We start from the raw sequence: 23,868 nt of genomic DNA, 5'->3' as shown, positions 1-23,868 counted from the left end.
AAATGAGAAAATCGCTATCATTATATATCCTTATCATCTTACTGTGTACATCATGTGCAAAGTGGCTTGACATCAAACCGGAAACGGAAATTGACAAAACGGAACTTTTCACGACAGAAGATGGATTCAAAGAAGCCTTATTGGGTATTTATATCAGAGGAAGCAAAACGGATCTTTATGGTAAAGAATTAACTGTAGGAATGCCAGAAGTATTAGCACAAAACTATACGACGGCTACATTTGATCCATTTCGCTATAAAGCAACATCTGAATATAAATACGATGACCAATATTTTATCGCGCGAAAAGATAATGTTTGGAAAGGTCTTTACAATGGAATCGTCAACGCTAACCTTATACTTGCAAACATCGATCAGCAACGTAATATTTTCTTGGAGAACAATTACGATATCATTAAAGCAGAAGCTTTAGCCTTAAGAGCATATCTGCATTTTGATGTGCTACGATTATTTGCTCCAAGCTATAAGGAAAATCCTACCGCTAAAGCTATTCCATATGTTACGGTATACAGTAACCTTTCCACTCCATTTGGAACAGTGACGACTGTATTAGATTCTATCATCAATGATTTAGAAAAGGCTAAAGTTTTATTACAAAAAGACCCTATTCTGAAGAGTTCATATAGAATTGGCTACCCAAATCAGACCGATACATTGTTGAATTCTGAAACAACCAACCCGCAGCTTTTCCTTCAAAACAGAAGACATCGAATGAATTATTATGCGGTTTGTGCGGCATTGGCTCGTGTACATTTATACAAAGGTGAGACTAATCAAGCCTTATCAAATGCTAAAATAGTAATCGATGCTAAAAAATTCCCTTGGACGAATACTACTGATTTTATCGCCGTAGATGAAAAAAATAAAGATCGTATCCAGTACAAAGAATTGTTGTTTGGTTGGTACGTCCCATTGCTAAATAATGAGTTAAATAACAATTGGTTTTCTAGTGGGAATAGCGGCATGTATTTGGAACAAATTGATGCACAAACTATCTATGAAACTTCCAGCGTAGGCGCCACGGATTTGCGTTATATGCATTGGTTTATGACAGTAAGCAATGGAAACAATTACCTATCTACAATTGTAAAATACCGCAGAAATTCTCTTTCGGACAATGAAAGCGCAAATCTGCACTATCTTATGGCTCCTGCTATCAAATTAAGTGAAGTATACTTAATTGCTGCTGAAAGTAGTTACGATAGTAATCCTACGCAAGCTATTCAATATTTGGATGAAATACGTCGTAATAGAGGAATTGGGCAAGCTACTCAAGTTTCAAATAAACAAGAATTCCTACAAGAAATTGTGAAAGAACTGAGAAAAGATACATTTGCTGAAGGTCAATTATTTTACGCCTATAAAAGACTACACCTTCCGATTGCAGGATTACAAGGCAAGAGTATTCAGCCTGACAACAAAATATTTGTTTTACCTCTTCCAGACGATGAGATCATTTATGGAAATCAAAAAGACTGATGCATGAAAACAAATTCGACATTTAAATATAATATAGGGAGTTTTTTACTGGTTTTTCTACTCTTGGCAGCTTGCCAGAAAGCCGAATTGCTAACGTACAATCATAATACTGGAATATATTTTAATCTAAGTAATGCAAATAGAGACAGTATAGTATACACATTTGCTTACAATATTAACAAAGCTTCCGATACCATTTATATTCCTGTTAGTATTTCGGGTATAAGAGAAGATAAAGATCGCGTATACCATGCCTATATAGAAGTGGATTCCTCTTCGGCGCAGGAAGGTGTACATTATCAAAAATTGGCTGAGAGTTATGTTATGAATTCAGGAGATGGAAAAACTACGCTACCACTGGTGATTTATAATACTCCTGACCTAGAAGAAAATAGTGTATCTGTCATTGTCAAACTCAAAGAAAGCGCAGATTTTCATATTGAAAATCCAAATATCATTAGAGCTAAAGTAGTTTTTTCAGCACGATTAGAACAACCGATGTGGTGGAGTATGTGGCTTGGGGAGTATTCAAGAACCAAACATCAACTCTTTTTAATTGCAACCGAACAAACTACATTGACGATGGATGGTTTAGATGCACCAAAAAATCTCTTTTTTGCAGATTTGCTCAATATGATGCTTAACAATCCTTTTCAATGGGTCGACAAAAATCCAGAAAAAGGGTATGTACTTAGCACGGATGACAATGGAGTAACCTACAAATTTTATCACAAGGATAATCCCAATCGAACGATTTTATTACGTAAAAATACAGGTTCGGGTTTATTCCGATTTATTGACGAACTAGGAAGAGAGGTAAGATAATGAAAAGAAAATCAAAGAATATAACACGATTTGGCTCTAGCTTGGCTTTATCTCTTATTCTGATGCTGACATCATGTTATAAGGATAAAGGCAACTATGAATACAATATGCCTTTAGAACCCAAAGTGGTAGGACTGGACACCATATATAATGCTATGGTGGGTGATAGTTTAATTATTAACCCAAAATTCGAAAACATAGCAAAAGAAGAGATTGAATGTATTTGGGAAATCGCGGTTCCTGAAGCTATTGATCCTTCTCAATATACCTACGAAGGAAGTGCATTACGTACGGTGTTCGGATTACAAGCTAAACTTTATAATGCCCGATTAACCCTATTGAACAAAACAAATGGAATCAAGTATTTCTATGATTTCAAGATTCAGGAAAAACTGAATTTTCGACGGGTTCTTTAGTTTTGAGTGAAGAAAATGGCACAACACAATTGTCATTTATCAAACCTAGCGGTGAAGTACAGGCAAGAATTTATGAAGCCATAAATTTAAAATCATTGCCTGACCATCCCCTTTCGGTTCATTTTTTGGCGAATAAGTTCACAGGAAATACACCTCTAGGTTATTGGGTTATTTGTAAGAATGAAGGTGTAAGATTGGATGTAAACAATCTAAAACAAGAGGAATTAAAGCCAGGAACTATCAAAGACAATTTCTTCCTCGCTCCGCCTACCATAGAAATAGGTAGTCTTCAAAAACATGTACAAGGGGTATTGATGGGCGTTATTAATGGCAAGTTTTACGGCGGTATCACGACGACATGGGATCAAGCGAATACGTATGGTATGTTTGGAACTTATGCAGATGGGGACTATGAACTGCACGACAAATTTATTCTGAGCAATATTAATGACATGGTTAGTATAATTGCTTTTGATAAGAATAGAAAACAGTTTTTACGATTCAACTTATATGGCGCACCAATGTTTTTCGGTACACAGTATACAGTAACCAACAGTGCTATTTTTGATCCTACAAATATTGGATTAGAACTATTGGATATTGTACAGATAAACAATACTGATACGTATGCTTATTGTAAAGATGTGAGCGGAACAGTTTATGAACTGAAATTTAATGTAAATTTCAATGGTCCATTTACGTTCACACCGCTACACAAAAAGAGCTTTATCAACCAACAAATAATAACCGATAAAACTAAAATGATAGCCTCGAAAAATGGCTATATCTATTTTGCTCACGCGAACAAAGTATATAGCTACACTCCTATTAATCAGAATTTAGTAGAAATTGATGCTAAATTTTCAAATGAGGTATCTATGATAAAACTATCTGATGACGAGCAAACATTAATCGTCGGAGCGGGTACATCTCTTTATTATACCAATGTTTCTACAGGAAATAATGGTGTCCTTAAAAATACGATTCAAGGCATTCCTGGAAAAGCAATAGATATAACATGGCGTTAAACTTTTAAAAATTAGAAACATGAAATTTATATATATAATACTCGCATCCATCCTATTTAATGTAAGCGTATTTGGACAAAACGGCTTTGTTATTCAGGGTAAAGCTGCTAAACAATTTGAAGGCAGTAAATTATATTTAGACTATCAGCGCGATGGCTATTCCTTCTCTGATTCTACCGTTATCAAACAAGGAAAATTTACGTTTAAAGGTGAAGTAGACGAGCCCAATTACGCACGTATGATTTTGGACACGCAAGGCTTAGGCAAACTCCGCACACAAAATACAGGAGACCGTTTATATTTTTACATAGGAAATGAAAATTACAACTTCAATATTACGGAGTCCCTTAAAAAAGTTGCGATAACAAAATCCCCTCTTCATGAATCTTTTGTGCAATACATCAACTTTATCGGTGGCGACTTTATGGATATTATCGACCAAGGTAATGCAGCCTTTTCCGCTGTGCCTGAAGATGCTGTGGATAAAAACGAACAATATGCCGCAATAAAACAAAAATTTGATGAAAAATTCGATAAAAGAAACGATCAACAACTTATGTTTGCCAAGCAAAATCCGAATTCGATTTTTGCGGTTGATGCCTTAACTGAAGTAGCAAACAAAAGAGGTACAAAGATTATCGAAACTATTTTCTTAGACTTAAATAAATCTTTGCAGAATTCCTCTAGAGGAAAAGAATTGGCTGCCAGAATATATGCAGATAAAAATATTGTTATTGGAAGTATGGCACCAAACTTTGCACAACCTGATCAACAGGGCAAGATGGTGCAATTGTCAGACTTTAAAGGAAAGTTCGTTCTTTTGGATTTTTGGGCGAGCTGGTGTAGTCCATGTCGTGCAGAGAATCCAAATCTCAAGAAAGCTTATATCAACTTTAAACCAAAAGGCCTAGAAGTTTTTGCAATCTCAATCGATGATAATAACGGCAGAGAAGCTTGGCTACAAGCTATCAAAGATGATGACTTGCCTTGGATTCATGCAGCTGATCTTAAAGGATGGAGAAACGATGCAGCAGTGCTTTATGGGGTTCGCGGTGTTCCTCAAAACTACCTTATCGACCCTACAGGAAAGATTGTGGCTATTAATCTAAAACAAGAAAACCTACACAAAGTACTAGCTGAATATATTAAATAGTAATTCATATATTATTCATTCAATCCCCGTAATATGCTAAGCATATTACGAGGATTTTTATTTTATGAGAAATACAATTTCCTGGATTTCCGAAAAGACAATAACCAGCACTTTAATATTAAGCTACAACAAAATAATCATAAACTTTAAATAGCAAAATTTCTTGTTTAAAACAAATTAAATTACCTTAGTAAATTAAACAACCTAATTATTTAATTAAACTAAACTATTTGTAGCTTAATGAAAGTAAATCAACTAAAACCAGTATGTTTATTTTTTATTTCTTTTCTGCTGTTTCAATCCGTTGATGCTCAGGAAGTATATAAAAATGCTAAGGCGCCAGTTCAGAAACGTGTTGAAGATTTATTGAAGCGTATGACGCTCAAAGAGAAAATCATGCAATTGAATCAATACACCGAAGGCGATAAAGATAACCCCAACAACATCGAAAAATCGGTCAACGAGCTTTCTCCAGAAGTAGGTTCTTTAATTTTTTCGAGTTCGGATCCTGTATTCAGAAATAAAATACAAAAGAAAGCTGTAGAAGAGTCTAGATTGGGAATTCCCATTTTGTTTGCTTTTGATGTCATACACGGTTACAAAACAATTTATCCTATTCCCCTTGGTCAGGCTGCGTCTTGGAATTTAGATCTGGCTAAGAAGGCTTCTGCAATAGCAGCCAAAGAGTCAAGATTAGGTGGTATTGAATGGACCTTCTCTCCTATGATTGATGTGGCTTACGATCCTCGTTGGGGTCGCGTATCTGAAGGTTATGGTGAAGATCCCTATACCAATGCACAATTTAGTGTGGCGACGATATTAGGCTATCAGGGTACTCAACCCTATGATAGCTTACACGTAGCAGCATGTCTAAAACACTATATCGGTTATAGCCATAGTGAAGGAGGTCGTGATTATGTCTATACAGATATTTCTCCGCAATCTATCTGGGAAACTTATATACCCCCATATATTGCTACGATCAATGCTGGAGCAGCCACTTTGATGAGTTCTTTCAATGATATTAGTGGTATTCCTTCTACTGCCAATACACATTGGCTAAAAGATGTATTACGTACACAATTAGGTTTCAATGGCTTAATTGTATCGGATTGGTATGGTATAGATCAATTAAAAAGTCAAGGTGTAGCAAAGGATGATAAAGAAGCTGGTTTAAAAGCATTTTTGGCAACTACGGATGTGGATATGGTGGACAATATTTACGGCCGACACCTGGAAGAATTGGTAAAAGAGAAAAAAATAACCATTGCTCAAATTGATGATGCGGTTCGTAGAATATTAAAATTGAAGTTTGAATTGGGTTTATTTGAGAAACCTTATGTCCATGTCTTGCCAGATGATAAACGATTTTTATTACCAGAAGATATTAAGACCGTAGAAAAGTATGCCGAAGAAACGATGGTATTATTAAAAAATAAAGATCAAGTTTTACCACTAGAATCTGTTAAAAATATCGCGCTTATCGGACCATTTGCAAAAGACAATGATCACGTAATGGGATCATGGAGAGGTTTTGGAAAAACGAAAGATGTAGTACCTTTTTATGAGGGTATGATCAAAGAATTTGGGTCTAATGTCAATTTTGAATATGTACGCGGTTGTGATTTTGAAGGCGATGACAAGTCCGAATTTGATGCTGCGTACCAAGCAGCTTTGAAATCAGATATAGTAGTTCTTTATTTGGGAGAAAAAGCTGGTTGGAGTGGCGAAAATGCATCACGCTCATCCTTAGCTTTACCTCAAATCCAAGAAGACTTAATAAAGCATATCGCTACTACTGGTAAAAAAATAATATTGGTATTCTCAAGCGGTAGACCGATAGAATTAGCACTCATCGAGCCATTGGTAGATGGTATTATTGCGATATGGCAACCTGGTACTGCTGGAAGTGCTCCATTAGCAGGCATACTTTCAGGCAGAATTAACCCATCTGGTAAATTACCAATTACGTTTCCTTATTCTACAGGACAAATCCCAATATATTATAATCATAGACAATCAGCGCGTGTATATCAAGGACATTATCAGGATGTACAACAAGGGCCACTATATCCATTTGCATATAGCTTGAGCTATACCACCTTCGAGTACAGCGATATCAAACTGTCAAAAGATAATATCAATAAATCGGATAAACTAGTAGCTTCTATAACCGTAAAAAATACAGGTAAAAAAGATGGTTTAGAGACAGTACATTGGTTTATCCGTGATTGGCATTCCTCTATTTCCAGACCAGTGAAAGAACTTAAACACTTTGAGAAGAAACTAATTAAAGCTGGAGAAATGGTGACTTACACTTTTGAAATAGATCCTACCCGTGATTTGTCATTTCCTGACGCTACAGGAAAGCGCCTATTAGAAGCTGGTGATTTTCAGTTAAAAGTAGCGGACAAAGAAGCTAAATTCGTTCTTAATTAACATAACACAATCGTATCATAATGCTAATCCCCTGCAATGTTTTGGAGGGGATTTTCTATGTCTATATAAAAATTAATCTGCACAAGCTTTCGTGATGTTTAGGCTAGCTCAACATGCCATATTTTTTAAAATTAAACAGGTTTTAAATATTTTATTTATCTAACTCACTTCTATTTGTGAAATTTATTAGGCGAATTGTATCTTTATGGACGTCAAACAAAAACTAAGAAACGATAAATGCTAGATTCAGTCATAACCTATTTAGAAAGTATCAATCCTATTACCGCTGCATTATATGCTACCCTATTCACGTGGTCTGTAACAGCTTTGGGTTCTGCATTTGTGTTCTTTTTCAAAAGTTACAATAAAAATATCATGGATACCATGCTCGGTTTTACTGGCGGAGTCATGGTTGCTGCGAGTGTGTGGAGTCTTTTGATTCCATCGATTAATATGAGTGAAGGAACAGGCTTTACACAAATGGTTCCGACTATAATTGGTTTTCTGCTAGGCGCAGGTTTCTTGTATAGTATTGATAAGATTCTGCCCCATTTACACCACAACTTTCAGCAAGTAGAAGGTGTAAAAACTCCTTGGCAAAGAACTACTTTAATGATTCTAGCTATCACGTTGCATAACATCCCAGAAGGATTGGCTGTGGGGGTTTTGTTTGGAGGTGTTGCAGCAGGTATACCTGAAGCGAGTATTGCTGGAGCTACAGCCTTGGCTGTTGGTATTGGTTTACAGAATTTTCCTGAAGGAATTGCGGTCGCTATGCCTTTACGAAGAATGGGCTTATCCCGACGAAAGAGTTTTTTCTACGGCCAAGCTTCAGCTATTGTAGAACCTATGGCAGGAGTTTTAGGTGCTTTCGCAGTTACTTTCTTTGCGCCTATATTACCTTATGCCCTTTCTTTTGCAGCTGGAGCGATGATATTTGTAGTAATAGAGGAAGTTATTCCAGAATCTCAGCAAAATAAAAGTTCCGATTTAGCTACGCTAGGATTTATTTTTGGATTTATCCTTATGATGACCTTAGATGTTGCTTTAGGTTAGCCAGATATGTTTATTAAAAATAGCCTTTTTATTATCTCTCCTCCAACCAAAGAGGATATAATTTCATTACGAAATTTATATAACAATGCTGAAGTAATGAAATATATTCCTAATTCATCACAAATTTGGGAAGTTGAATCTGTCGCTGAAAAAATCTCAAAATTTCAAAAGGATAGTATAGGAATTCACATCGTTAAAACTTTGAATAATAACTTTCTAGGGGAAGCTTCCATTTTTAATTATCCTGAATTAAACTGCTATGAAATTGGCTTTATAATAGATCAAAAGTTTTGGGGTAAAGGTTTCGGAACGCTGATTTGTTCAGAATTAATAGATTACTGTATTAATCATTTGCATGCCGCAAAAGTTTTTGCAAGAATGTACTCTAATAATGTAGCATCACAAAAAGTATGTATAAAATCTGGAATGAAACTGTTTAATCCTTCTGAAGAAGATTTACTATACGATAGATTAACATTTAGTTTTTCCAAATAGCACAAACTTTATAAAATAGAAAAAGGGATGTTTCTTCAACATCCCTTTCCTATAAATCATTTATTTAAAAAACTAAAACTCTTCTTCGCTTGACAACAGTTCTTTGTGATTACTAACTGCTGTACGAGTCTTCGTTTTATGCTTGTTAATCTGTCTTCTTAAGGATTCGACTGCAACATCAGTTGCCTCTTCGAAGCTTTTCGCCTGAGCTTTAGCGAATAACTGTGTTCCTGGAATATTAAATTTCAATTCCACAATTTTGTTGGCTTCATCTTCCACATTTTCTAGTCGTAAGTAACATACCCCTTCAATGATATTATCCAAAAATTGCTCTAATTTCGCAGTTTTTCTTTTAATAAAATCGATCAATTTTTGATCAGCATTGAATTTAATTGATTGCACAGTTACGTTCATGTTTTCCTCCTTTTTTAAGCTTTTGGATGTGCTTGTTTATAAATATTTTTTAATCGTTCTACAGAATTGTGTGTGTAAATCTGCGTGGCAGACAATCCTGCATGTCCTAATAACTCTTTAATCGCGTTCAGATCAGCTCCGTTATCTAGCAGTGATGTAGCAAAACTATGTCTTAATATATGTGGACTTCGTTTTTGTTGCGATGTTATCATACTTAGATATTTATTTACCACTCGATATACCAGTTTAGGATAAGCTTTCTTCCCTTCTTTTGTAACGATCAAATGCTCTGAATTATTTTGTAGTTTACTTTCTTTTTTCTTTTCTAAATACTGTTTAAGTTCATGGATCAATGTTGAATACATCGGAACAAACCTTAATTTGTTCCTCTTACCTAATATAAGGATTTTTTTATTGAAAAAGTCAATATCCCGCTCTTTTATTTCTAACAATTCCGCTAAACGTATCCCTGTTCCAAACAGTAATTCTACTATTATAAAATCTCGGCTATTTTCGAATGAATCTTCCATATCTTCCATCTGTTCTAACAGCACCGTCATTTTCTCCTTCTCTACAACAACAGGCAACTTCTTTCCTACTTTCAAGGCTTTAATCAAATGAACCGGATTGCTAGTAGATAAAGATTCACGCTGAAGATATTTATAATATGATTTAAGAACAGAAATAGCACGGTTCACCGAAGTAGCTGTTTTTCCTTTTTCCTTCATCGTAGCGAAGTAATAGCGGCAAAATTTATAATCTACCTCTTCGAAAGGCATTCCCTCAGCTTCTAGAAAATCTAAATACGATTGCACTTCTGTATCATAGGCCGTAATGGTATGTGCTGAATAAAGCTTCTCGTACTTTAAAAAATTAATGAAACTGCTTTTATACATAGATATTGTTTAACATCAATCAATATAAATAATATCTAGTAATATAACTAGATTAACGATTAGATTGTTTACGAAAACTCAAATAAAACTTTTCTTGGAGAAAAAAGTGTGATAAGATGAGCAAAACATAAGAATATCGATGTGATTTTGAATATAAAAAAGCTTTAACCTATCTTTAGGTAAATATTAGAGATATGAAATTCGGACAAGTACCAGATCCTTCAATTATAGATTTTACCATTCCTCCAACACCGCCGGAAACTATTGCTTTATTGAACGAAAATAAAAATGATAATCCGTTGGAAGTGTATGTGGGATGTGCCAAATGGAATAAGACTGACCTAAAAGGTTTTTATCCTAGAGGTACAAAAGATGAACTGGCTTATTATTCGACCCAATTCAATTCTATCGAGTTAAATGCTACTTTCTATAATTCCCCAAGCAAACAGCAAGTAGAAACTTGGCGTGAAAAAACGCCGAAAGATTTCAAATTCTTTCCGAAAATTCCGCAATCCATTAGCCATTTTTCTAGGCTTTTGAACACGGATGAGAAAGTAAAAGAATTTGTGGATGCTACCGTGCTTTTTGAAGACAAATTTGGAATGGCATTTTTGCAACTTATAGATAATTTCAAACCGAAAGACTTTGATAGATTAGAAAAATTCCTCAAAGAATTCCCTAAGGGCTATCCTTTAGCTGTTGAGGTACGTAACGAAGAATGGTTTAAGCCAGAGGTAGCAGAAAAATTCTATAAACTGTTGGAAGAAACTAACAAAACCAATGTTTTGGTGGATACTGCTGGAAGACGCGACATGATGCATATGCGCTTGACTACGCCGACAGCTTTTGTACGTTATGTAGGAGCAAATCACCATTCGGATTATACGCGATTAGATGAGTTGATTGAAACCATTGTCGAATGGAAAAAAGCAGGGTTACGACGATTATATTTCTTTATTCACCAAAATGTAGAAGTAGAATCACCTCTACTAGCTGCACATTTTATAGAAAAATTAAATAAAGCTATCGGAACAAATCTTCCAATACCCAAGAAACCAGACGATCCTAAAAAAGGTGGCTCTACTTTATTTTAATATATGAAGCTCAATAAAATACACCATATCGCAATAATTGTAAGCGATTACGCAAAGTCTAAACATTTCTACACTGAAATCTTAGGCTTAGACATCTTGAAAGAAACCTTTCGCGAGGCACGAAATTCTTACAAGTTAGATTTAGCACTAAATGGTCAATACATTATTGAGCTTTTTTCTTTTCCTGATTACGTTTCTCGCCCCTCTTATCCTGAAGCTTTAGGATTAAGACATCTTGCTTTTGAAGTGGATGATATCGAGCAATCAGCTTTTGAGCTTCAAGCGCACAATATCCCCACAGAACCTATTCGCATAGACGAGATAACAGGTAACAGATTCTTTTTCTTTACCGACCCAGATTGTTTACCGTTAGAATTTTATGAGAAATAAAGTTGATTAGCTAATAATCTGCATAACTTCTCCGGCTACTTTTCTATTGTATTCGTTCGTCATACTCTTGTGATTAATTAAATCTACAATAGTACCGATTAAACAAAAACCACCTGTTAGAAAATATACGATTCCCATAGCTATTTGTCCCAATACAAAGCGCTGCACTCCAGCGATGATGATAAGGCCTAATAATGTATAAATAAGAATTTCCTGAGCTTTTTTACGTCTAGTGGCATAGATTTGTACGAAACTGCGCAATTGGGTTTCATTAAGGTTAGCCGTGATTTGATTGAGGTAGATTAATTCATCATTAGAGATATTATCTAAATGTATGAAAGGATTAAATTGTGTCATTTTTAGGTTTTATGAGTGTTAAATAATTTTTAGTCAATTGAATTATGCGGTAAATTAGAACAGCAAAGACAGGAAATCCCAACCAATGCATTTTAAAGGAAGCATGTACCTGTCCATGCATTAATAAACTTACTGACCGAGCAAGCCCACAACCTGGACACCAACTAAATCCCAGTCCATGAATTGGACAAATCGAAATACTTTCTTTATCTATCTGAAGATTATAAAGCCAAATAAACGCTCCTAACCATATTAATATTTCAAGCGGTATTTTCTTTATCATCATAGGCATAATACTAACTAAGTTAGAGAGAAAAGAAAAATAAAACAATAGCTATTGAATACTGTCTTTCCAAATTCCTAATGCATGCTCTCTAGCATATACTTGCGCTTCATAAAAGAGATTCTCATAAGTAATATTAGGCGGAATAGTCATCAAGGTAGCATAGCCTTCACGAATTATCTTCTCATTTAGGAAGGTACCGTCATTAAGATAAGCATAGGCTAATGTTCTTCCATATCGGTCTAAAGAATCGATATCAAATGTCAATTTGATATAAGGATTACTAGTCAGTATACTATCCACGTATGCTTTAGCATGCGCACCGAACGGATGCTTCTTTTTATTGAAAACGGATTTATTCTCGGGAGCATCTATTCCAATCAAACGAATCTTCACGCGATTTCCTTCATGATTTAATACCCAAAAAGTGTCTCCATCCACAAAAGTATCTACTTTGAATATGGTGGGATTGTGATACATTTCCCGTTCAAAATTCTCTTCAAAAGGAACAGTACTCGAGGAATAGTTCTGAGATTGGCAATAAGAAAGCAGAAAAGTAATAAATAGTAATAAGTGTTTTAGCATGATATTAATTTAGACAACAAAGATAGCTCTCATTATAACTTTTCCATGAAGCTTTTTACTAACGCATAACCCTCATCTTTCTTTTTCACTGCTTGATGAACTTCTACCATATCTGCACCTGATGCTGTCAACCATTCTTTCCAAATTAATTTCATTATTTGAAAATCAGTTGGATGATGTTTCGCTACTCCGTTTTTATCTAATGACCTATCAATCATTTCTAACACTAATACATTTACCCCTTTTAAATCATTTGTAGTTTTGCGAAGTAAATACTCCTGATTAGAAAGAATAAACTTCTCTAAATCTTTTTGTCCACTAGCATTATATTCCTTTCTAATTTTAGTTATCCGTTTAGGATCAAATACATATCCATTTGCCTTATTTGCATTTTCAATATATCCATCAGTAAATAAAACAACTACATTCTTATATCGCTTTAAAACAATAGGATCAAGAACTGTACTCGTAGGAGAAGTAATATCTTCTAATTCTCTTAATTTTAAAGATGTTGTGATAGTCTCATTAAAGTAATTCCACAAATCAGCTCCTGCTGAATTATTTATGGAATAATTATAAATACTTCTGACATTGGATTTAAATAGATAAATATCTTTATCAATACTATCCCTTAAATAAGATGCAGCTTCAGCCAATTTACCTTTGAATCGCAAAAGATTAATTTCTAACTCCTCAGGCTTACAAACATCTGAATTATTTATAGTCGATTTATTAATAAAATCAAACTTGTAAATATCCCATTGATTCAAACTGCGACCTTTCAAATCAACTAATACTTTAATATTATCCAAAATATTCGATAGAATCATGGTGTCATGAACAGGTTTTGGATGAATATTTTGATTAATTCTATTAGATAAATCTGGAACTAATAATACGTTATAATCATTAACATACACAGTATCTCGCTTAGCATTCTCATCAGTATTGCTACTGGACCCACAAGAAATTAAAAAAGTTAATAAAACAACGCTTAAAAGAAAATTTTTTATACACATATCAAATATAGATGACTAATTATTAACTGTTAAAGAATCTAATTTTAAGTCCAAAGACGAGTCAACTTGCCAATGCATAGACTTTAGCCAATTTTCAATTTCTTGTATGGCGTCTTTTGTTTTTATTTCGGCTAATTGTACGGCGTAGAATTCGTATAAATATTTACTCCAGCCTTCCATGAAAATATTACATCTGTTTTCCATTTCAGATTTAGAAATTGGCAGTTTGTCGTTATCAATTTGACTTTTATAAATGTTAGAAAAGTTTATAATTTTTTCATTAAATGAATTTAAGAGTTGTCTTAAATCATTTATTTCGTCAGTATGCTGTATAGGTAAGATTTGAAGCCTTTGTTTCAAACTACTCAGATCTGCATTCAACACTAACAAGCTAGCTTTTAATTCATCATTATTAGCATAGATATTCTTAATATCATTTTCATATTTCTCAATATCCGATTCCAAATTGACAATAATTTGCTTGGTAATAGCTTCTTGATGTGTTTGATTTCTTTTATTTACAGAGGCAATTAGTTTATTAAATACTTTAGAAAACAAAAATAGGCCCAAGGTTCCTAAAATAAACACCAGCCAAAAGTTACTAGTCCCTAACATATCTACGAATGTAACCTCCGTAAGTTCTCTACTATGTTTTAAATTTTCAACTTTATTGATATTAATAGCAACTTTATATGCGATAAAAGCATCCACCACTAGGATAAATAAAAGACCGCCAAATTTATTGAATAGCTTAGATAATATATTGGTTCGGGAATTATCACTCTTGTTTATCTCCTCATCCGAGGATTTAGCTAAATATTCGTACATGCCTAACCCTAATGGAATAGAAACAAATAACATCAAAAATAAGATTCCCCCTGTACCTTTTTTCCAAATATTAGTAATTGCATGAGGATTGAAAACTTCCGGAGTAATCACATTTCCCCCTCTTAGAGCTTCTGCTATAGCCTCTTCATTTGAGAACATAAAAATATATGCTACTGAAGAATAAAAAACAAAAATATATGAGATTAATAAGAATAAAAGAACACAAAGAATGACAGATTTTACCCAATCGATCGGAGGTTTTACAAACTCAATTCTTTGCTCATTAATCTTTTGCCTTATCTTCTCAATCTGAGCCTGAAAAAAAGGCACCTGAGTTTTTAAATTACTTTCAATAGTAGATTGTGCCTTTTCAATTTCCTTTTCAGTATTTAATATATTTTCTTTAAGATTTTTGTCCTCAAGTTGATAATTTTCCTTTTTTGTATTTATTTCATTTTCTGTCTTTATTTCTATATTTCCCACACTCAACTTTAACTGTTCATCTATTCTATTCTTCAAACGTGTTTTTTTCTCAGCAACGACTTCAATTTCATTTATAAAATTAGAGTATAAACTATCCATGGCTTGAGGAAGAACTTGATGATCGCCATTATTTTCCTTCGCTCTATTATAAGCACTTTGACTAATTAAACCCTTATCTAGAGAGCCGACTTCCGTTGCAATAATATTATCTAACACTTGTTTAAATTCTATCAATGATTGTTCTTGAAAACTTAACTTTTCCATTGGTTTGGTATCTCTTTGCGATTGAACATAATTGTTATTAACTTGAATTTGATTTATCGGAACTCCACTCAAAACTTGAATAGCACGATCTTTCATATCATGAAAAGTATTTAGAAACTCTTCAACTGTTTTAGAAAAATTCGTCACAATAACATTTTCATGGTTATTTTTAGCATTTTTAGACCAATTGTATGAGCCGTTTATTACCACTTCTTTATCTATAATGCAAAATTTTTGATGCATCATACCATATCCTACATTTTTGATCTTTATCACCTCCCCATTTGGCTTAGTATTTAATAAATCAAAATCCAGTTTTTCGTTATCAGCATGTTCCGCTATGATTATTGAGATTTCTAATCCCTGATCTGCCTTATTCAATAATATTTTAAACAGATCGTCATCAGTAAACCATGCCATCGCAACAAGAATCTCCCTTTGAGCCTCTAATAATTCCTTCTTAATTCTTTCTATAATTTCCTTATTATCTGAAAGACTATCCTGAACCAAATGTTGATAATTCATTTAAGGTTTTTATAAGTAGTTAATAATTACTCAAATCTACCTTACAACCAAATGATTTTCTTACGGGTTCCCGTAATCGCAAACTTTTTAATAAAAAAAAGTAGACCAATTATGGCCTACTCATCTTTTCATATTTATGTTAATTTGGGGTTAGATAAATAGTAATGTGTGTTACTATATAATTCCTTTGTCCTTGCAGTAAGCGACTAATTGTTCATTTTTGGTAAAAGACAACACCTCACGCATCGTGCTTAATCTTTTTTCTATACTGCTGAGCCCTGATGGCTTGATATTTTTTTGTTTTAAATAATTCGGAATTTCCTTTTGTTTGATTCCTTCGGACAGCAATTTAATTATGTGTATATCTACATGGCTAAATTCGTAAGAATTCTGTTCTTTCAGTGATTGCTTAATGTCATAAGACATATAAGATTGACCATTGGATATTGCTTGCAGAGCTTCTTTCAGATGTTGGGCATCATGTCTAGCTTTGCGCACATAGGCATCGATACCATATTGGTGGAACAATTTATTGACAATGGCAGGTCTATTTTCCCCTGAAAAGACAATAATCTGAATGTCAGGATGAATGACCTTAACAGCTTTAATCAATTCCACACCACTTGTTATGCGCTGTACATTATGATCCTCTTCAAAAGAAAGATCCGTAATTAACAAGTCATAAGGCTCTTTATTTTGCAAAGCCTTACTCACCCAAGCTAATGCGTCATCACAATAATAGACATATTTAGCTTCTTGCACCCCCAAATCATTTAATGTGCGCTGTACTGAAATATTGGCCACTTCGTGATCTTCTGCAATTAAAACTTTTTTGAACATATATTTCTATTGTTTACTCGAAAGGAACCGTGATAATAATATGTGCTCCTTTCTCTCTTGTCAAATCAAAATTAATTGCTCCTCCAATCTTTTCCATACGGTTTCCCGTATTCATAAGTCCATTGCCTTTTTTTATTTCTGCAGGAAAGCCAATTCCATTATCTATATAATGAATTCCCAAAGCCACACCTAGTTCTTCCACCTTAAAAATCAACTCATTAGCCTCACTATGTTTGCGCATATTCACTAAAAGTTCTTGTATTACAGGAAGTAGTTCTTTCCGATTTTGTGGAGATATTTTTTTCCATAGTTCCTCCTCATTTCCGACAATAAAGAGTTTTAAATTCTCGTGAGCAAATGATTTCAATAAGTAGGAAATTTCTTTTGAGAAAGGTTTTTCAAGATCTTTTTCTTCTGTCTCATACGAGATATCTCTAGATTTCTCATACATGATTTCTAATTTATCCAATAAATCCTCCCGATCTAAATCTTCAATATTTTCTAATTCGGACATGACGCGATATATCCCATTGGCAACAACATCATGCACCTTTTTAGATGTTTTGAGTTTATTTTCTTTGATTCTGTTGTCGGCCTCCAATTGAAGCTCTTTCTTACGTTTATTGTATCTATACACAAAAAAAACAATGCCCAAAGATGTAGAAATTACAACCACAACTAAGATCATGCGTTGTTGTGCCAAATGTAAATCTTTATCCAACACATCCTTTTCCAACTGTAGATTTAACATTTTGCTTTTTTCAGCCTCGTACCGGATCATCGCATATTGATTGCTGGCCTTCAAACGAGCAATTCGCACACTGTCACTTAATTCTTTATATATCTTAAAATAATGTTGGGAGGAATCAGACTGTGTTAATTGAACCAACTTTTCCGAAGCATTAATTATATCTTTTGTATTATTTAACTGCGATGCTAATGCGTATGATTTACGCGCATAATACAGTGCTGAATCCTGATTTCGGTCCTTAAAGTAATAATATAAATGAGCATAAGATGCATTTACACCATACAAATCATTTTCTTTTTGACGAATAGCCAAAGCTTTACGTAAATCCTGAAGCGGATTGTAATTCAGGTCCACCCGCCAATGGCTATTTGCATAATTGGACAATGCGCGCGCGTACTCAGCCTGAGAGGATATATTCGATTGTAGAATCTTCTTAAAAATTTCACTAGCTTCCTTGTAATTATTGATATAGGATAAGGTTACAGCTTTATTGTTTTCATAGGATAAAGCCGTAACACTATCATAAGAATATTGGATAGCTAAATCGTAATAAGGTATAGCCTTTAAATGATCACTATAACCCGAAATTGCGTTGCCTATGTTATTATAGTTGTAAGCCAATAAAGCGGCATGAGAAGGATTTTCCTTGTTTATAAGTCTGTCCGCTTCAATGGAAGTTTCTTGCGAACCATAAAAATCGCCTTCCATATAAAGAGTTACAGCCATCTGTATCAAACAAGTAGCTGCATTGAGGCTATCTCCTTTTGCTAAAAATTCATCTGAAGCTAAATCAAAATAGATAAATGAACTATCTAATTTATTTTCCTGAAGTAACTTATTAGCTGTTAGATAATTAATATTAGTGGTATCCGTTTTCTTAGAATCCAACTCAGAAGTCTGTCGATTTTGACAAGAGAAAATGAATAGCAAAAAGAATAAAAGTAGAGTATAATAGAGTTTCAATGCGATAAATTATTAATTATTTGGTATAACAATTTAGTAAAAAATAAAGACAGGTAAGATATACCTGCCTTTATTTTTTTTAAGCATTATTCATTCCTAAAGGAAGAATTGGCGGAATAGGTGGAATTGGAGGGCGAACTATGGATTTATCACCCGTATTTTCTTCACCATTATTTGCAATAATTGTACTTTCATTCTGTAAAGTGCATACTGTCCCCGTACTCCATAGCAAGGCTATGAACAAAATCATTTTCATTTTATAAAAATTTAAGGTCAAACAAATTGTCTTAGCAGTTTCCTATCTGCCAAGCACAGTCTATTTCAGAAGGCCTTCTGATTTTGTGGGAAGCGGTATGTACTAAGGGAAGATATTTATACTTCCCATTTTTAAATATGCCCTCAACACATCCCTTTTAAAATCCATTTTATATATTTACCGCTAACTAACCTGCGGAGATGTTTGGATTTCTTTAGCAAAGATATTCTCGTTGATAAGGCATATATGCAGATATTTCCGATATTTCTGCTAATTCTGATTTTTCCGTAAATGGAATGTGTTTAGATTAAGTAGACTTTTTCGTTACATTTTATACGTTGAAATGTTACATCCAATACAACCTAAGTATGTTTGAATTTGATAGATTTAGATCCGAAGTTTTAAACGATTACATCGCCAAAAAAGATAATTCGTCCATGTCTACACGATTGAGCAATCCTTCGCCAGCTAATCTTAGAGATTACGCTATAAGCTGTGTTAAAGATGGATTGACAGCTAATGATATGCCTATTTTTCAGGAATTTTTTAATCCCGAAAAAAGCTATGAAAATATTGAAAAAGCAATTCGAAAAACAGATTTAGGAAAAATGAAATCCGTTCAAAATTTTCTAATTGGCAATACAAAAGAACCTAGCGAAATAATTGTAAAGTTAAGTGCAGTCTTAATTGATTTTCAGCCGCGTCCATATCATAAATGGAGAGCAGAAAATCTAGAAAATGAAGAAACGGATATATCAGAAACTACCGATGAAAAGCATTTTACAAAGGAAAAGATAGAGGAAAAACCGAATATTAAAGAGGAAAATGAAAATATTGAGAAGCCTAGAAATCTTAACTGGTTAAGTAAATTATCTGGTATAAATAAAAAATCACTTATTTCAATAATGAGTGTTGCATTAATACCTATAAGTTTTATTACGTATAATCAATTAAAAACTAAACATTGTGCCTATTGGGACGGCGAACAATATATTTCGATAGATTGTGGGGAATCATTATCCAGTCATGTGATCATTCGGGTAAACGATGGGGCTATACTCAACTTGAAAAAGATTACCCGCCCAGATACCTTAACGAAAAAAGATAAAAACAAGGTATGGTATTCTAAAATAAACAATGAAGTGGAATTTTTTACATATCCTGGAGCTCATCCGATACATAAGGACAAACGTCTTAAGCCTGCCACTGAATATATTATCCAAAAATATGGTCGAACGGATTCTTTGAATGCGAGTAAATACAAATAAGAGGATGTTTACCCTATCCTTTCGAACATAGCATAGTGTAAGTGTAGTGAGAAGTCTAAAAAAGATTCTCATTTCGTCTCGAAACAATAATTAACAATAAATCCCTTGCTTATTTGAGCAAGGGATTTGTTCTACTTACAATCCACAAATCTTTTCTAAATAGTGGTATTCAATACCAAAATAAGCTTTAGCGGATTTCAATTTATCTAAGATTTCAGCTTGTTTAGCTTTATCAATGCTTTTCTTGATGGCTACAATCATCACATTCTTAGGTGTATGAGCATCTGAAATAAACTGCATCACCTTCGTTTGGTAACCAAAATATTCCAATATCAACGAACGGATTCCGTCTGTTAACATTTCAGCATGACGCTCCAAGAAGATGCCATGTTTAGTCATAAAGGACAAATCATTTTTTGCTTTGACCTGTTCCAACTGGCGACGGACTTGCTTGTGGCAACAAGGAGCCACGACAATAAGATTCGCATTGTGCTGGATACCTTTGTAAATTGCATCGTCTGTTGCGGTATCGCAGGCATGCAACGCGATTAAAATATCCAAATCCGATTGCGGTTTATAATCCTCAATCGTTCCCTGCACAAAATTCAGCGCATTAAATTCTCTTTTCTGCGCGATGGCATTACATAATTCCACCAAATCCTTGCGGTATTCTACGCCTTCGACCTGTGCTTTACGCTTCAATTCATTGTTTAGGTAATCATACAAAGCAAATGTCAAATAACCCTTTCCTGCTCCCATATCAACCACACGCAATAGATCCTTAGCAGGCAAAGCATTCAACTCTGTACTTAACAATTCTATATAATGGTTGATTTGCTTCCATTTATCTTGAGCATTTTTATAAACCTTACCATGTTCATCGGTCAGGCGCAATTCCTTCAAATATGTTTTATTAGAATCGCCTACCTTACGTTCCTTTTGTTTGTCATGGGACAAGTGCATAGGTTTTGTAGCAGTAGGATTCTCGGATTTCAGCGTCCAAACCTGTTTGCCATTCAGCTCACAAATTTTATTCTCCGCAGTTGTAAACAGCGTACAGATTCGAAAACCTTTTGGATCGAGCAGCTGTTCTATCTCCGCAAGACCTGCCTCTACCTCAAAATTCTTGGTAATATCACGTGTTTTGTAGCGGTAGGTAAAGGAAAGTTTAAGCTCGCGCTTTATCAGTACAGCTTTGATGTAGATGTTCTTTAGCTGTTCGACAGTGCCTTTGTAATTTCCCAAAGACATTTTGATAAAGCTCTCATTAGCTATACTTTCATTAATTTGAGTCAAGAATGTGGGTAAAACGCTCATGTGTGTCCTATTGATGAATGGCACAAAGATACGAAAAGCGCCTCCGAAGTTGAATTTTGAAGAATATCTTTTTACTTTTGAACCACATTACATTCATATGCAAAACCCAAAAATTCAAGCCGTTTTTTTCGATATTGATGGTACCCTACTGAGTTTCAAAACCCACGAAGTAGCTGCTTCTACCGAAGAAGCCATCGAACAATTGCAAGCCAAAGGTATTAAAGCCATCCTTTCTACAGGTCGTTCGATCAATAGTATTGATCATGTGCGCTATCTTAACTTTGATGGTTATATCACTTTCAATGGCGGATACTGCGTCACTAAAGAAGGCGAAATCCTACTTAAAAAAGCGATTGATCCGAAGGATATACAATCTATCTTAGACTATGCCAAAGAAAAGCCGTTGAGCTTTTCGTTTATGTCCGAAAAGGAAGTGACTATTCATGATGTGACTCCTGAAATAGCAGGTATGTATGCCCACCTTAATCTTCCTGTCCCGCCGTTGGTAGATATTGATAGAGTGGATATCACGTCTATTCTTCAGACTAATATCTTTATGGGACCTGAAGAAGAGAAAGAATTTATGCAACAAGTAATGCCAAACTCTTTGGCTTCACGCTGGTCTCCCCTGTTTGCTGATGTAAATCCACAAGGACAAAGTAAGCAAGTAGGTATTGATGTGTTTTGTGATTACTTTGGTATTGATAGAGCTAATACAATGGCGTTTGGCGATGGTGGTAATGATATTACTATGCTGAAGCATGTGGGTATAGGCATAGCCATGGGCAATGCCAATCCAGAAGTGAAAGAAATTGCCGATTATATTACTGATGACGTTGACTCAGACGGTATCTGGAATGCTTTAAAGCATTTTGGTATTTTGTAGATTTTGTCTTAATTTAATAGTAAAAATCTTATTGTCTCTTAATAAAATCAATGAATCTATCATTTCCACCGAGTATTTTCGGAGCACGCTGTGGTCTATTAATGGATATTGTAGTTGTGTCAATGGTAATTATTTTGCCTATATTGTGGTATTCAGTAAAGAAAATAAAACAGGAAGGAAATTTATAAGGCGCATAAAAACATTCAAGTTACGATGTTTCTAATCTTGTTTTTTGTTGTATTGCTTTTTGAATACGACATGAAGCAAAATGGAGGTATCTTTGAAATGGTAAAAGGTTCTTCGTATGAAGGTACTTTCTTTCTCAATTTTATGATTTACTTCCACACGTTCCTATCCATTACGACTTCATTGATCTGGAATATTTTTGATTCCAGTATCTTGGAAGAAATTTGGAAATAATCCAAGACCAGGTAAATTTAGCAAAACTCACCGTCTTTGGGGAAAAATCGGCATGTGGGATATGGCGTTGACTTGTATTACAGGATTGATCTTGTATATTTTTGTCTTTATGCTGTAAATCTGAAACAAAGAATGAAATTCTTAAGACTCAGTCTTCTTTTTATTTATCTATTCAGCTATTGTGCGTGTTCGCAGCACAAGCTTAACACAAGCAAATACAAACCTATAGAGCAGGCTGAGATTTTGGCGTCTGAAAAATTTAAATCTTACTGCGAAGATTGTGCTGTAGATGGTTCAATCGCTATTTATCATCTCGAAAATAAAAAATGGATGATATCCGATACTATAGGAATCCACTTAGAAACCTTGCCTGCTTCAACATTTAAAATTATTAATTTGCTTATCGCATTAGAAACCAACACGATCAAAACTGAGCAGGATATCGTGAAATGGGTTGGCGAAACGGATACCATTAAATACGGTTATAGACCTGACATCTATCACGATATGTCGGTATCTGAAGCGTTTGAATCTTCTGCAGGTTGGGTTTTCGTCGAATTAGCAAAGAAAATCGGAAAAGATAAATACAAAGAATACCTTTCGAAATGCCATTACGGAAATAACAACTTATCACAAGAGGATGCTGATTTCTGGAATTTTGGAGATTTTGCTATTTCACCCAAAAATCAAGTAGAATTTCTTACAGCTTTATACGAAGAGAAGCTTCGTTCTCAAGTCGAAATATGCATATCGTAAAAAAGGTAATGTTATCTGAAAAAGCGGAAGATTACAGCCTATTTGCAAAGACAGGGTGGACAAGAGATAAAAATATAAATACCGGCTGGTGGACAGGTTATATTAAATCGAAAAAAGGTATTTTTAATTTCGCTACGCGACTGTTGCAAGACCGAAAAAACAATAGAGCTGACTTTGGAAACTGTCGGAAGATTATTACGAAAAAAGTGTTTAGTGATTTGGGAATTATAGACTAAATCGCTAAGCGATTCTAATAATCTGAAGATTTACTATTTTTGTGTGTCATATCATTCAATACCTATAAAACAAAATCTGATAGTTTTTACAATAAATGCTGGTAAATATTAAAAACAACATACTTT

General features: G+C 34.3%; 26 protein-coding genes. 15 read left to right on the top strand and 11 right to left on the bottom strand.

Annotated elements, in window-relative coordinates; genetic code table 11:
• Nucleotides 1–2: 2 nt before the first annotated feature.
• From H8B04_RS07825 to H8B04_RS07790, 8 genes are all read left to right on the top strand, one after another.
• Nucleotides 3–1,499 (top strand): RagB/SusD family nutrient uptake outer membrane protein, encoded by a 1,497-nt coding sequence (locus H8B04_RS07825; protein ID WP_190301990.1) that lies wholly within the window; start codon nt 3–5, stop codon nt 1,497–1,499.
• 3 nt (nt 1,500–1,502) lie between these two features.
• Nucleotides 1,503–2,324, top strand: a complete 822-nt coding sequence (locus H8B04_RS07820) for a DUF4843 domain-containing protein (protein ID WP_165291956.1) — start codon at nt 1,503–1,505, stop codon at nt 2,322–2,324.
• Nucleotides 2,324–2,740 carry a PKD-like family lipoprotein gene (locus H8B04_RS07815; protein WP_190301989.1) on the top strand — a complete coding sequence of 139 codons (417 nt, stop codon included), beginning with the start codon at nt 2,324–2,326 and terminating at the stop codon, nt 2,738–2,740. Before H8B04_RS07820 ends, H8B04_RS07815 begins: the two co-directional genes overlap by 1 nt.
• A gap of 2 nt (nt 2,741–2,742) precedes the next feature.
• A complete protein-coding gene (locus H8B04_RS07810) occupies nt 2,743–3,768 on the top strand; it encodes a hypothetical protein (protein WP_190301988.1) in 1,026 nt (341 codons plus the stop codon).
• Between the two features lie 19 nt (nt 3,769–3,787).
• A complete protein-coding gene (locus tag H8B04_RS07805; RefSeq protein ID WP_190301987.1) occupies nt 3,788–4,921 on the top strand; it encodes a TlpA disulfide reductase family protein in 1,134 nt (377 codons plus the stop codon).
• A gap of 240 nt (nt 4,922–5,161) precedes the next feature.
• The gene (locus H8B04_RS07800; RefSeq protein ID WP_190301986.1) at nt 5,162–7,360 is read left to right on the top strand and encodes a glycoside hydrolase family 3 N-terminal domain-containing protein; all 2,199 of its coding nucleotides are present in this window, start codon (nt 5,162–5,164) and stop codon (nt 7,358–7,360) included.
• A gap of 237 nt (nt 7,361–7,597) precedes the next feature.
• A complete protein-coding gene (locus H8B04_RS07795; RefSeq protein WP_165291959.1) occupies nt 7,598–8,416 on the top strand; it encodes a ZIP family metal transporter in 819 nt (272 codons plus the stop codon).
• Between the two features lie 6 nt (nt 8,417–8,422).
• A complete protein-coding gene (locus H8B04_RS07790) occupies nt 8,423–8,911 on the top strand; it encodes a GNAT family N-acetyltransferase (RefSeq protein ID WP_190301985.1) in 489 nt (162 codons plus the stop codon).
• Between the two features lie 72 nt (nt 8,912–8,983).
• Here the strand turns inward: H8B04_RS07790 and hpf are convergent, their stop codons facing one another.
• Nucleotides 8,984–9,325 carry a ribosome hibernation-promoting factor, HPF/YfiA family gene (gene hpf / locus H8B04_RS07785; protein WP_165292594.1) on the bottom strand — a complete coding sequence of 114 codons (342 nt, stop codon included), beginning with the start codon at nt 9,323–9,325 and terminating at the stop codon, nt 8,984–8,986.
• 14 nt (nt 9,326–9,339) lie between these two features.
• Nucleotides 9,340–10,221, bottom strand: coding sequence for a tyrosine-type recombinase/integrase (locus H8B04_RS07780; protein ID WP_190301984.1), 882 nt, complete (start codon nt 10,219–10,221; stop codon nt 9,340–9,342).
• Nucleotides 10,222–10,415: 194 nt separating this feature from the next.
• Here H8B04_RS07780 and H8B04_RS07775 point away from each other — a divergent pair, with 194 nt between their 5' ends.
• Nucleotides 10,416–11,315: a DUF72 domain-containing protein gene (locus H8B04_RS07775; protein WP_190301983.1), complete on the top strand. Its 900-nt coding sequence runs from the start codon at nt 10,416–10,418 to the stop codon at nt 11,313–11,315.
• Nucleotides 11,316–11,318: 3 nt separating this feature from the next.
• The gene (gene gloA2 / locus H8B04_RS07770; protein WP_165292597.1) at nt 11,319–11,705 is read left to right on the top strand and encodes an SMU1112c/YaeR family gloxylase I-like metalloprotein; all 387 of its coding nucleotides are present in this window, start codon (nt 11,319–11,321) and stop codon (nt 11,703–11,705) included.
• 6 nt (nt 11,706–11,711) lie between these two features.
• Here gloA2 and H8B04_RS07765 read toward each other — a convergent pair whose 3' ends face one another.
• The 8 genes from H8B04_RS07765 to H8B04_RS07730 all read right to left on the bottom strand — a co-directional run bounded on the left by H8B04_RS07765 (nt 11,712) and on the right by H8B04_RS07730 (nt 18,859).
• Nucleotides 11,712–12,062 (bottom strand): TM2 domain-containing protein, encoded by a 351-nt coding sequence (locus H8B04_RS07765; RefSeq protein WP_165292598.1) that lies wholly within the window; start codon nt 12,060–12,062, stop codon nt 11,712–11,714.
• Nucleotides 12,049–12,348, bottom strand: coding sequence for a DUF2752 domain-containing protein (locus H8B04_RS07760; RefSeq protein ID WP_190301982.1), 300 nt, complete (start codon nt 12,346–12,348; stop codon nt 12,049–12,051). Before H8B04_RS07760 ends, H8B04_RS07765 begins: the two co-directional genes overlap by 14 nt.
• A gap of 48 nt (nt 12,349–12,396) precedes the next feature.
• Nucleotides 12,397–12,930 (bottom strand): thermonuclease family protein, encoded by a 534-nt coding sequence (locus H8B04_RS07755; protein ID WP_165292600.1) that lies wholly within the window; start codon nt 12,928–12,930, stop codon nt 12,397–12,399.
• A gap of 32 nt (nt 12,931–12,962) precedes the next feature.
• On the bottom strand, nt 12,963–13,949 hold the full coding sequence (locus H8B04_RS07750) for a hypothetical protein (RefSeq protein WP_190301981.1): 987 nt from the start codon (nt 13,947–13,949) through the stop codon (nt 12,963–12,965).
• 15 nt (nt 13,950–13,964) lie between these two features.
• A complete protein-coding gene (locus tag H8B04_RS07745; RefSeq protein WP_190301980.1) occupies nt 13,965–16,049 on the bottom strand; it encodes a phospholipase D-like domain-containing protein in 2,085 nt (694 codons plus the stop codon).
• 174 nt (nt 16,050–16,223) lie between these two features.
• Nucleotides 16,224–16,889: a response regulator gene (locus tag H8B04_RS07740; RefSeq protein ID WP_165291138.1), complete on the bottom strand. Its 666-nt coding sequence runs from the start codon at nt 16,887–16,889 to the stop codon at nt 16,224–16,226.
• A gap of 13 nt (nt 16,890–16,902) precedes the next feature.
• Nucleotides 16,903–18,528, bottom strand: coding sequence for a tetratricopeptide repeat-containing sensor histidine kinase (locus tag H8B04_RS07735; protein ID WP_223815325.1), 1,626 nt, complete (start codon nt 18,526–18,528; stop codon nt 16,903–16,905).
• A gap of 154 nt (nt 18,529–18,682) precedes the next feature.
• Complete coding sequence (locus tag H8B04_RS07730) at nt 18,683–18,859, bottom strand: hypothetical protein (protein ID WP_190301978.1); 177 nt, start codon at nt 18,857–18,859, stop codon at nt 18,683–18,685.
• A 368-nt stretch (nt 18,860–19,227) separates the two neighbouring features.
• On the opposite strand from H8B04_RS07730, the gene H8B04_RS07725 reads away from it, so the two are divergent.
• Complete coding sequence (locus tag H8B04_RS07725; RefSeq protein WP_165291135.1) at nt 19,228–20,127, top strand: hypothetical protein; 900 nt, start codon at nt 19,228–19,230, stop codon at nt 20,125–20,127.
• Nucleotides 20,128–20,262: 135 nt separating this feature from the next.
• Here the strand turns inward: H8B04_RS07725 and H8B04_RS07720 are convergent, their stop codons facing one another.
• A complete protein-coding gene (locus H8B04_RS07720; RefSeq protein WP_190301977.1) occupies nt 20,263–21,444 on the bottom strand; it encodes a class I SAM-dependent methyltransferase in 1,182 nt (393 codons plus the stop codon).
• A gap of 97 nt (nt 21,445–21,541) precedes the next feature.
• On the opposite strand from H8B04_RS07720, the gene H8B04_RS07715 reads away from it, so the two are divergent.
• From H8B04_RS07715 to H8B04_RS17050, 4 genes are all read left to right on the top strand, one after another.
• Nucleotides 21,542–22,330, top strand: a complete 789-nt coding sequence (locus H8B04_RS07715) for a Cof-type HAD-IIB family hydrolase (protein WP_165291133.1) — start codon at nt 21,542–21,544, stop codon at nt 22,328–22,330.
• A gap of 213 nt (nt 22,331–22,543) precedes the next feature.
• The gene (locus H8B04_RS07710; RefSeq protein WP_190301976.1) at nt 22,544–22,750 is read left to right on the top strand and encodes a hypothetical protein; all 207 of its coding nucleotides are present in this window, start codon (nt 22,544–22,546) and stop codon (nt 22,748–22,750) included.
• A gap of 132 nt (nt 22,751–22,882) precedes the next feature.
• A complete protein-coding gene (locus H8B04_RS07705) occupies nt 22,883–23,506 on the top strand; it encodes a penicillin-binding transpeptidase domain-containing protein (protein ID WP_223815324.1) in 624 nt (207 codons plus the stop codon).
• A gap of 8 nt (nt 23,507–23,514) precedes the next feature.
• A complete protein-coding gene (locus H8B04_RS17050; protein ID WP_223815323.1) occupies nt 23,515–23,742 on the top strand; it encodes a hypothetical protein in 228 nt (75 codons plus the stop codon).
• Nucleotides 23,743–23,868 lie beyond the last annotated feature (126 nt).

Source organism: Sphingobacterium litopenaei, from assembly GCF_014692495.1.
In the GTDB taxonomy this organism is placed as follows: Bacteria; Bacteroidota; Bacteroidia; order Sphingobacteriales; family Sphingobacteriaceae; genus Sphingobacterium; species Sphingobacterium litopenaei.
The sequence above is the reverse complement of the archived record's forward strand: the minus strand, read 5'-3'. Positions and strand labels throughout refer to the sequence as shown.

Bases quoted from the DNA above. Each gene is read 5' to 3' on its own strand.
- H8B04_RS07825 (WP_190301990.1), top strand. From the start codon at position 3: ATGAGAAAATCGCTATCATTATATATCCTTATCATCTTACTGTGTACA.
- H8B04_RS07820 (WP_165291956.1), top strand. From the start codon at position 1,503: ATGAAAACAAATTCGACATTTAAATATAATATAGGGAGTTTTTTACTG.
- H8B04_RS07815 (WP_190301989.1), top strand. From the start codon at position 2,324: ATGAAAAGAAAATCAAAGAATATAACACGATTTGGCTCTAGCTTGGCT.
- H8B04_RS07805 (WP_190301987.1), top strand. From the start codon at position 3,788: ATGAAATTTATATATATAATACTCGCATCCATCCTATTTAATGTAAGC.
- H8B04_RS07800 (WP_190301986.1), top strand. From the start codon at position 5,162: ATGAAAGTAAATCAACTAAAACCAGTATGTTTATTTTTTATTTCTTTT.
- H8B04_RS07795 (WP_165291959.1), top strand. From the start codon at position 7,598: ATGCTAGATTCAGTCATAACCTATTTAGAAAGTATCAATCCTATTACC.
- H8B04_RS07790 (WP_190301985.1), top strand. From the start codon at position 8,423: ATGTTTATTAAAAATAGCCTTTTTATTATCTCTCCTCCAACCAAAGAG.
- hpf (WP_165292594.1), bottom strand. From the start codon at position 9,325: ATGAACGTAACTGTGCAATCAATTAAATTCAATGCTGATCAAAAATTG.
- H8B04_RS07780 (WP_190301984.1), bottom strand. From the start codon at position 10,221: ATGTATAAAAGCAGTTTCATTAATTTTTTAAAGTACGAGAAGCTTTAT.
- H8B04_RS07775 (WP_190301983.1), top strand. From the start codon at position 10,416: ATGAAATTCGGACAAGTACCAGATCCTTCAATTATAGATTTTACCATT.
- gloA2 (WP_165292597.1), top strand. From the start codon at position 11,319: ATGAAGCTCAATAAAATACACCATATCGCAATAATTGTAAGCGATTAC.
- H8B04_RS07765 (WP_165292598.1), bottom strand. From the start codon at position 12,062: ATGACACAATTTAATCCTTTCATACATTTAGATAATATCTCTAATGAT.
- H8B04_RS07760 (WP_190301982.1), bottom strand. From the start codon at position 12,348: ATGATGATAAAGAAAATACCGCTTGAAATATTAATATGGTTAGGAGCG.
- H8B04_RS07755 (WP_165292600.1), bottom strand. From the start codon at position 12,930: ATGCTAAAACACTTATTACTATTTATTACTTTTCTGCTTTCTTATTGC.
- H8B04_RS07750 (WP_190301981.1), bottom strand. From the start codon at position 13,949: ATGTGTATAAAAAATTTTCTTTTAAGCGTTGTTTTATTAACTTTTTTA.
- H8B04_RS07745 (WP_190301980.1), bottom strand. From the start codon at position 16,049: ATGAATTATCAACATTTGGTTCAGGATAGTCTTTCAGATAATAAGGAA.
- H8B04_RS07740 (WP_165291138.1), bottom strand. From the start codon at position 16,889: ATGTTCAAAAAAGTTTTAATTGCAGAAGATCACGAAGTGGCCAATATT.
- H8B04_RS07730 (WP_190301978.1), bottom strand. From the start codon at position 18,859: ATGAAAATGATTTTGTTCATAGCCTTGCTATGGAGTACGGGGACAGTA.
- H8B04_RS07725 (WP_165291135.1), top strand. From the start codon at position 19,228: ATGTTTGAATTTGATAGATTTAGATCCGAAGTTTTAAACGATTACATC.
- H8B04_RS07720 (WP_190301977.1), bottom strand. From the start codon at position 21,444: ATGAGCGTTTTACCCACATTCTTGACTCAAATTAATGAAAGTATAGCT.
- H8B04_RS07715 (WP_165291133.1), top strand. From the start codon at position 21,542: ATGCAAAACCCAAAAATTCAAGCCGTTTTTTTCGATATTGATGGTACC.
- H8B04_RS07710 (WP_190301976.1), top strand. From the start codon at position 22,544: ATGTTTCTAATCTTGTTTTTTGTTGTATTGCTTTTTGAATACGACATG.
- H8B04_RS07705 (WP_223815324.1), top strand. From the start codon at position 22,883: ATGAAATTCTTAAGACTCAGTCTTCTTTTTATTTATCTATTCAGCTAT.
- H8B04_RS17050 (WP_223815323.1), top strand. From the start codon at position 23,515: ATGTTATCTGAAAAAGCGGAAGATTACAGCCTATTTGCAAAGACAGGG.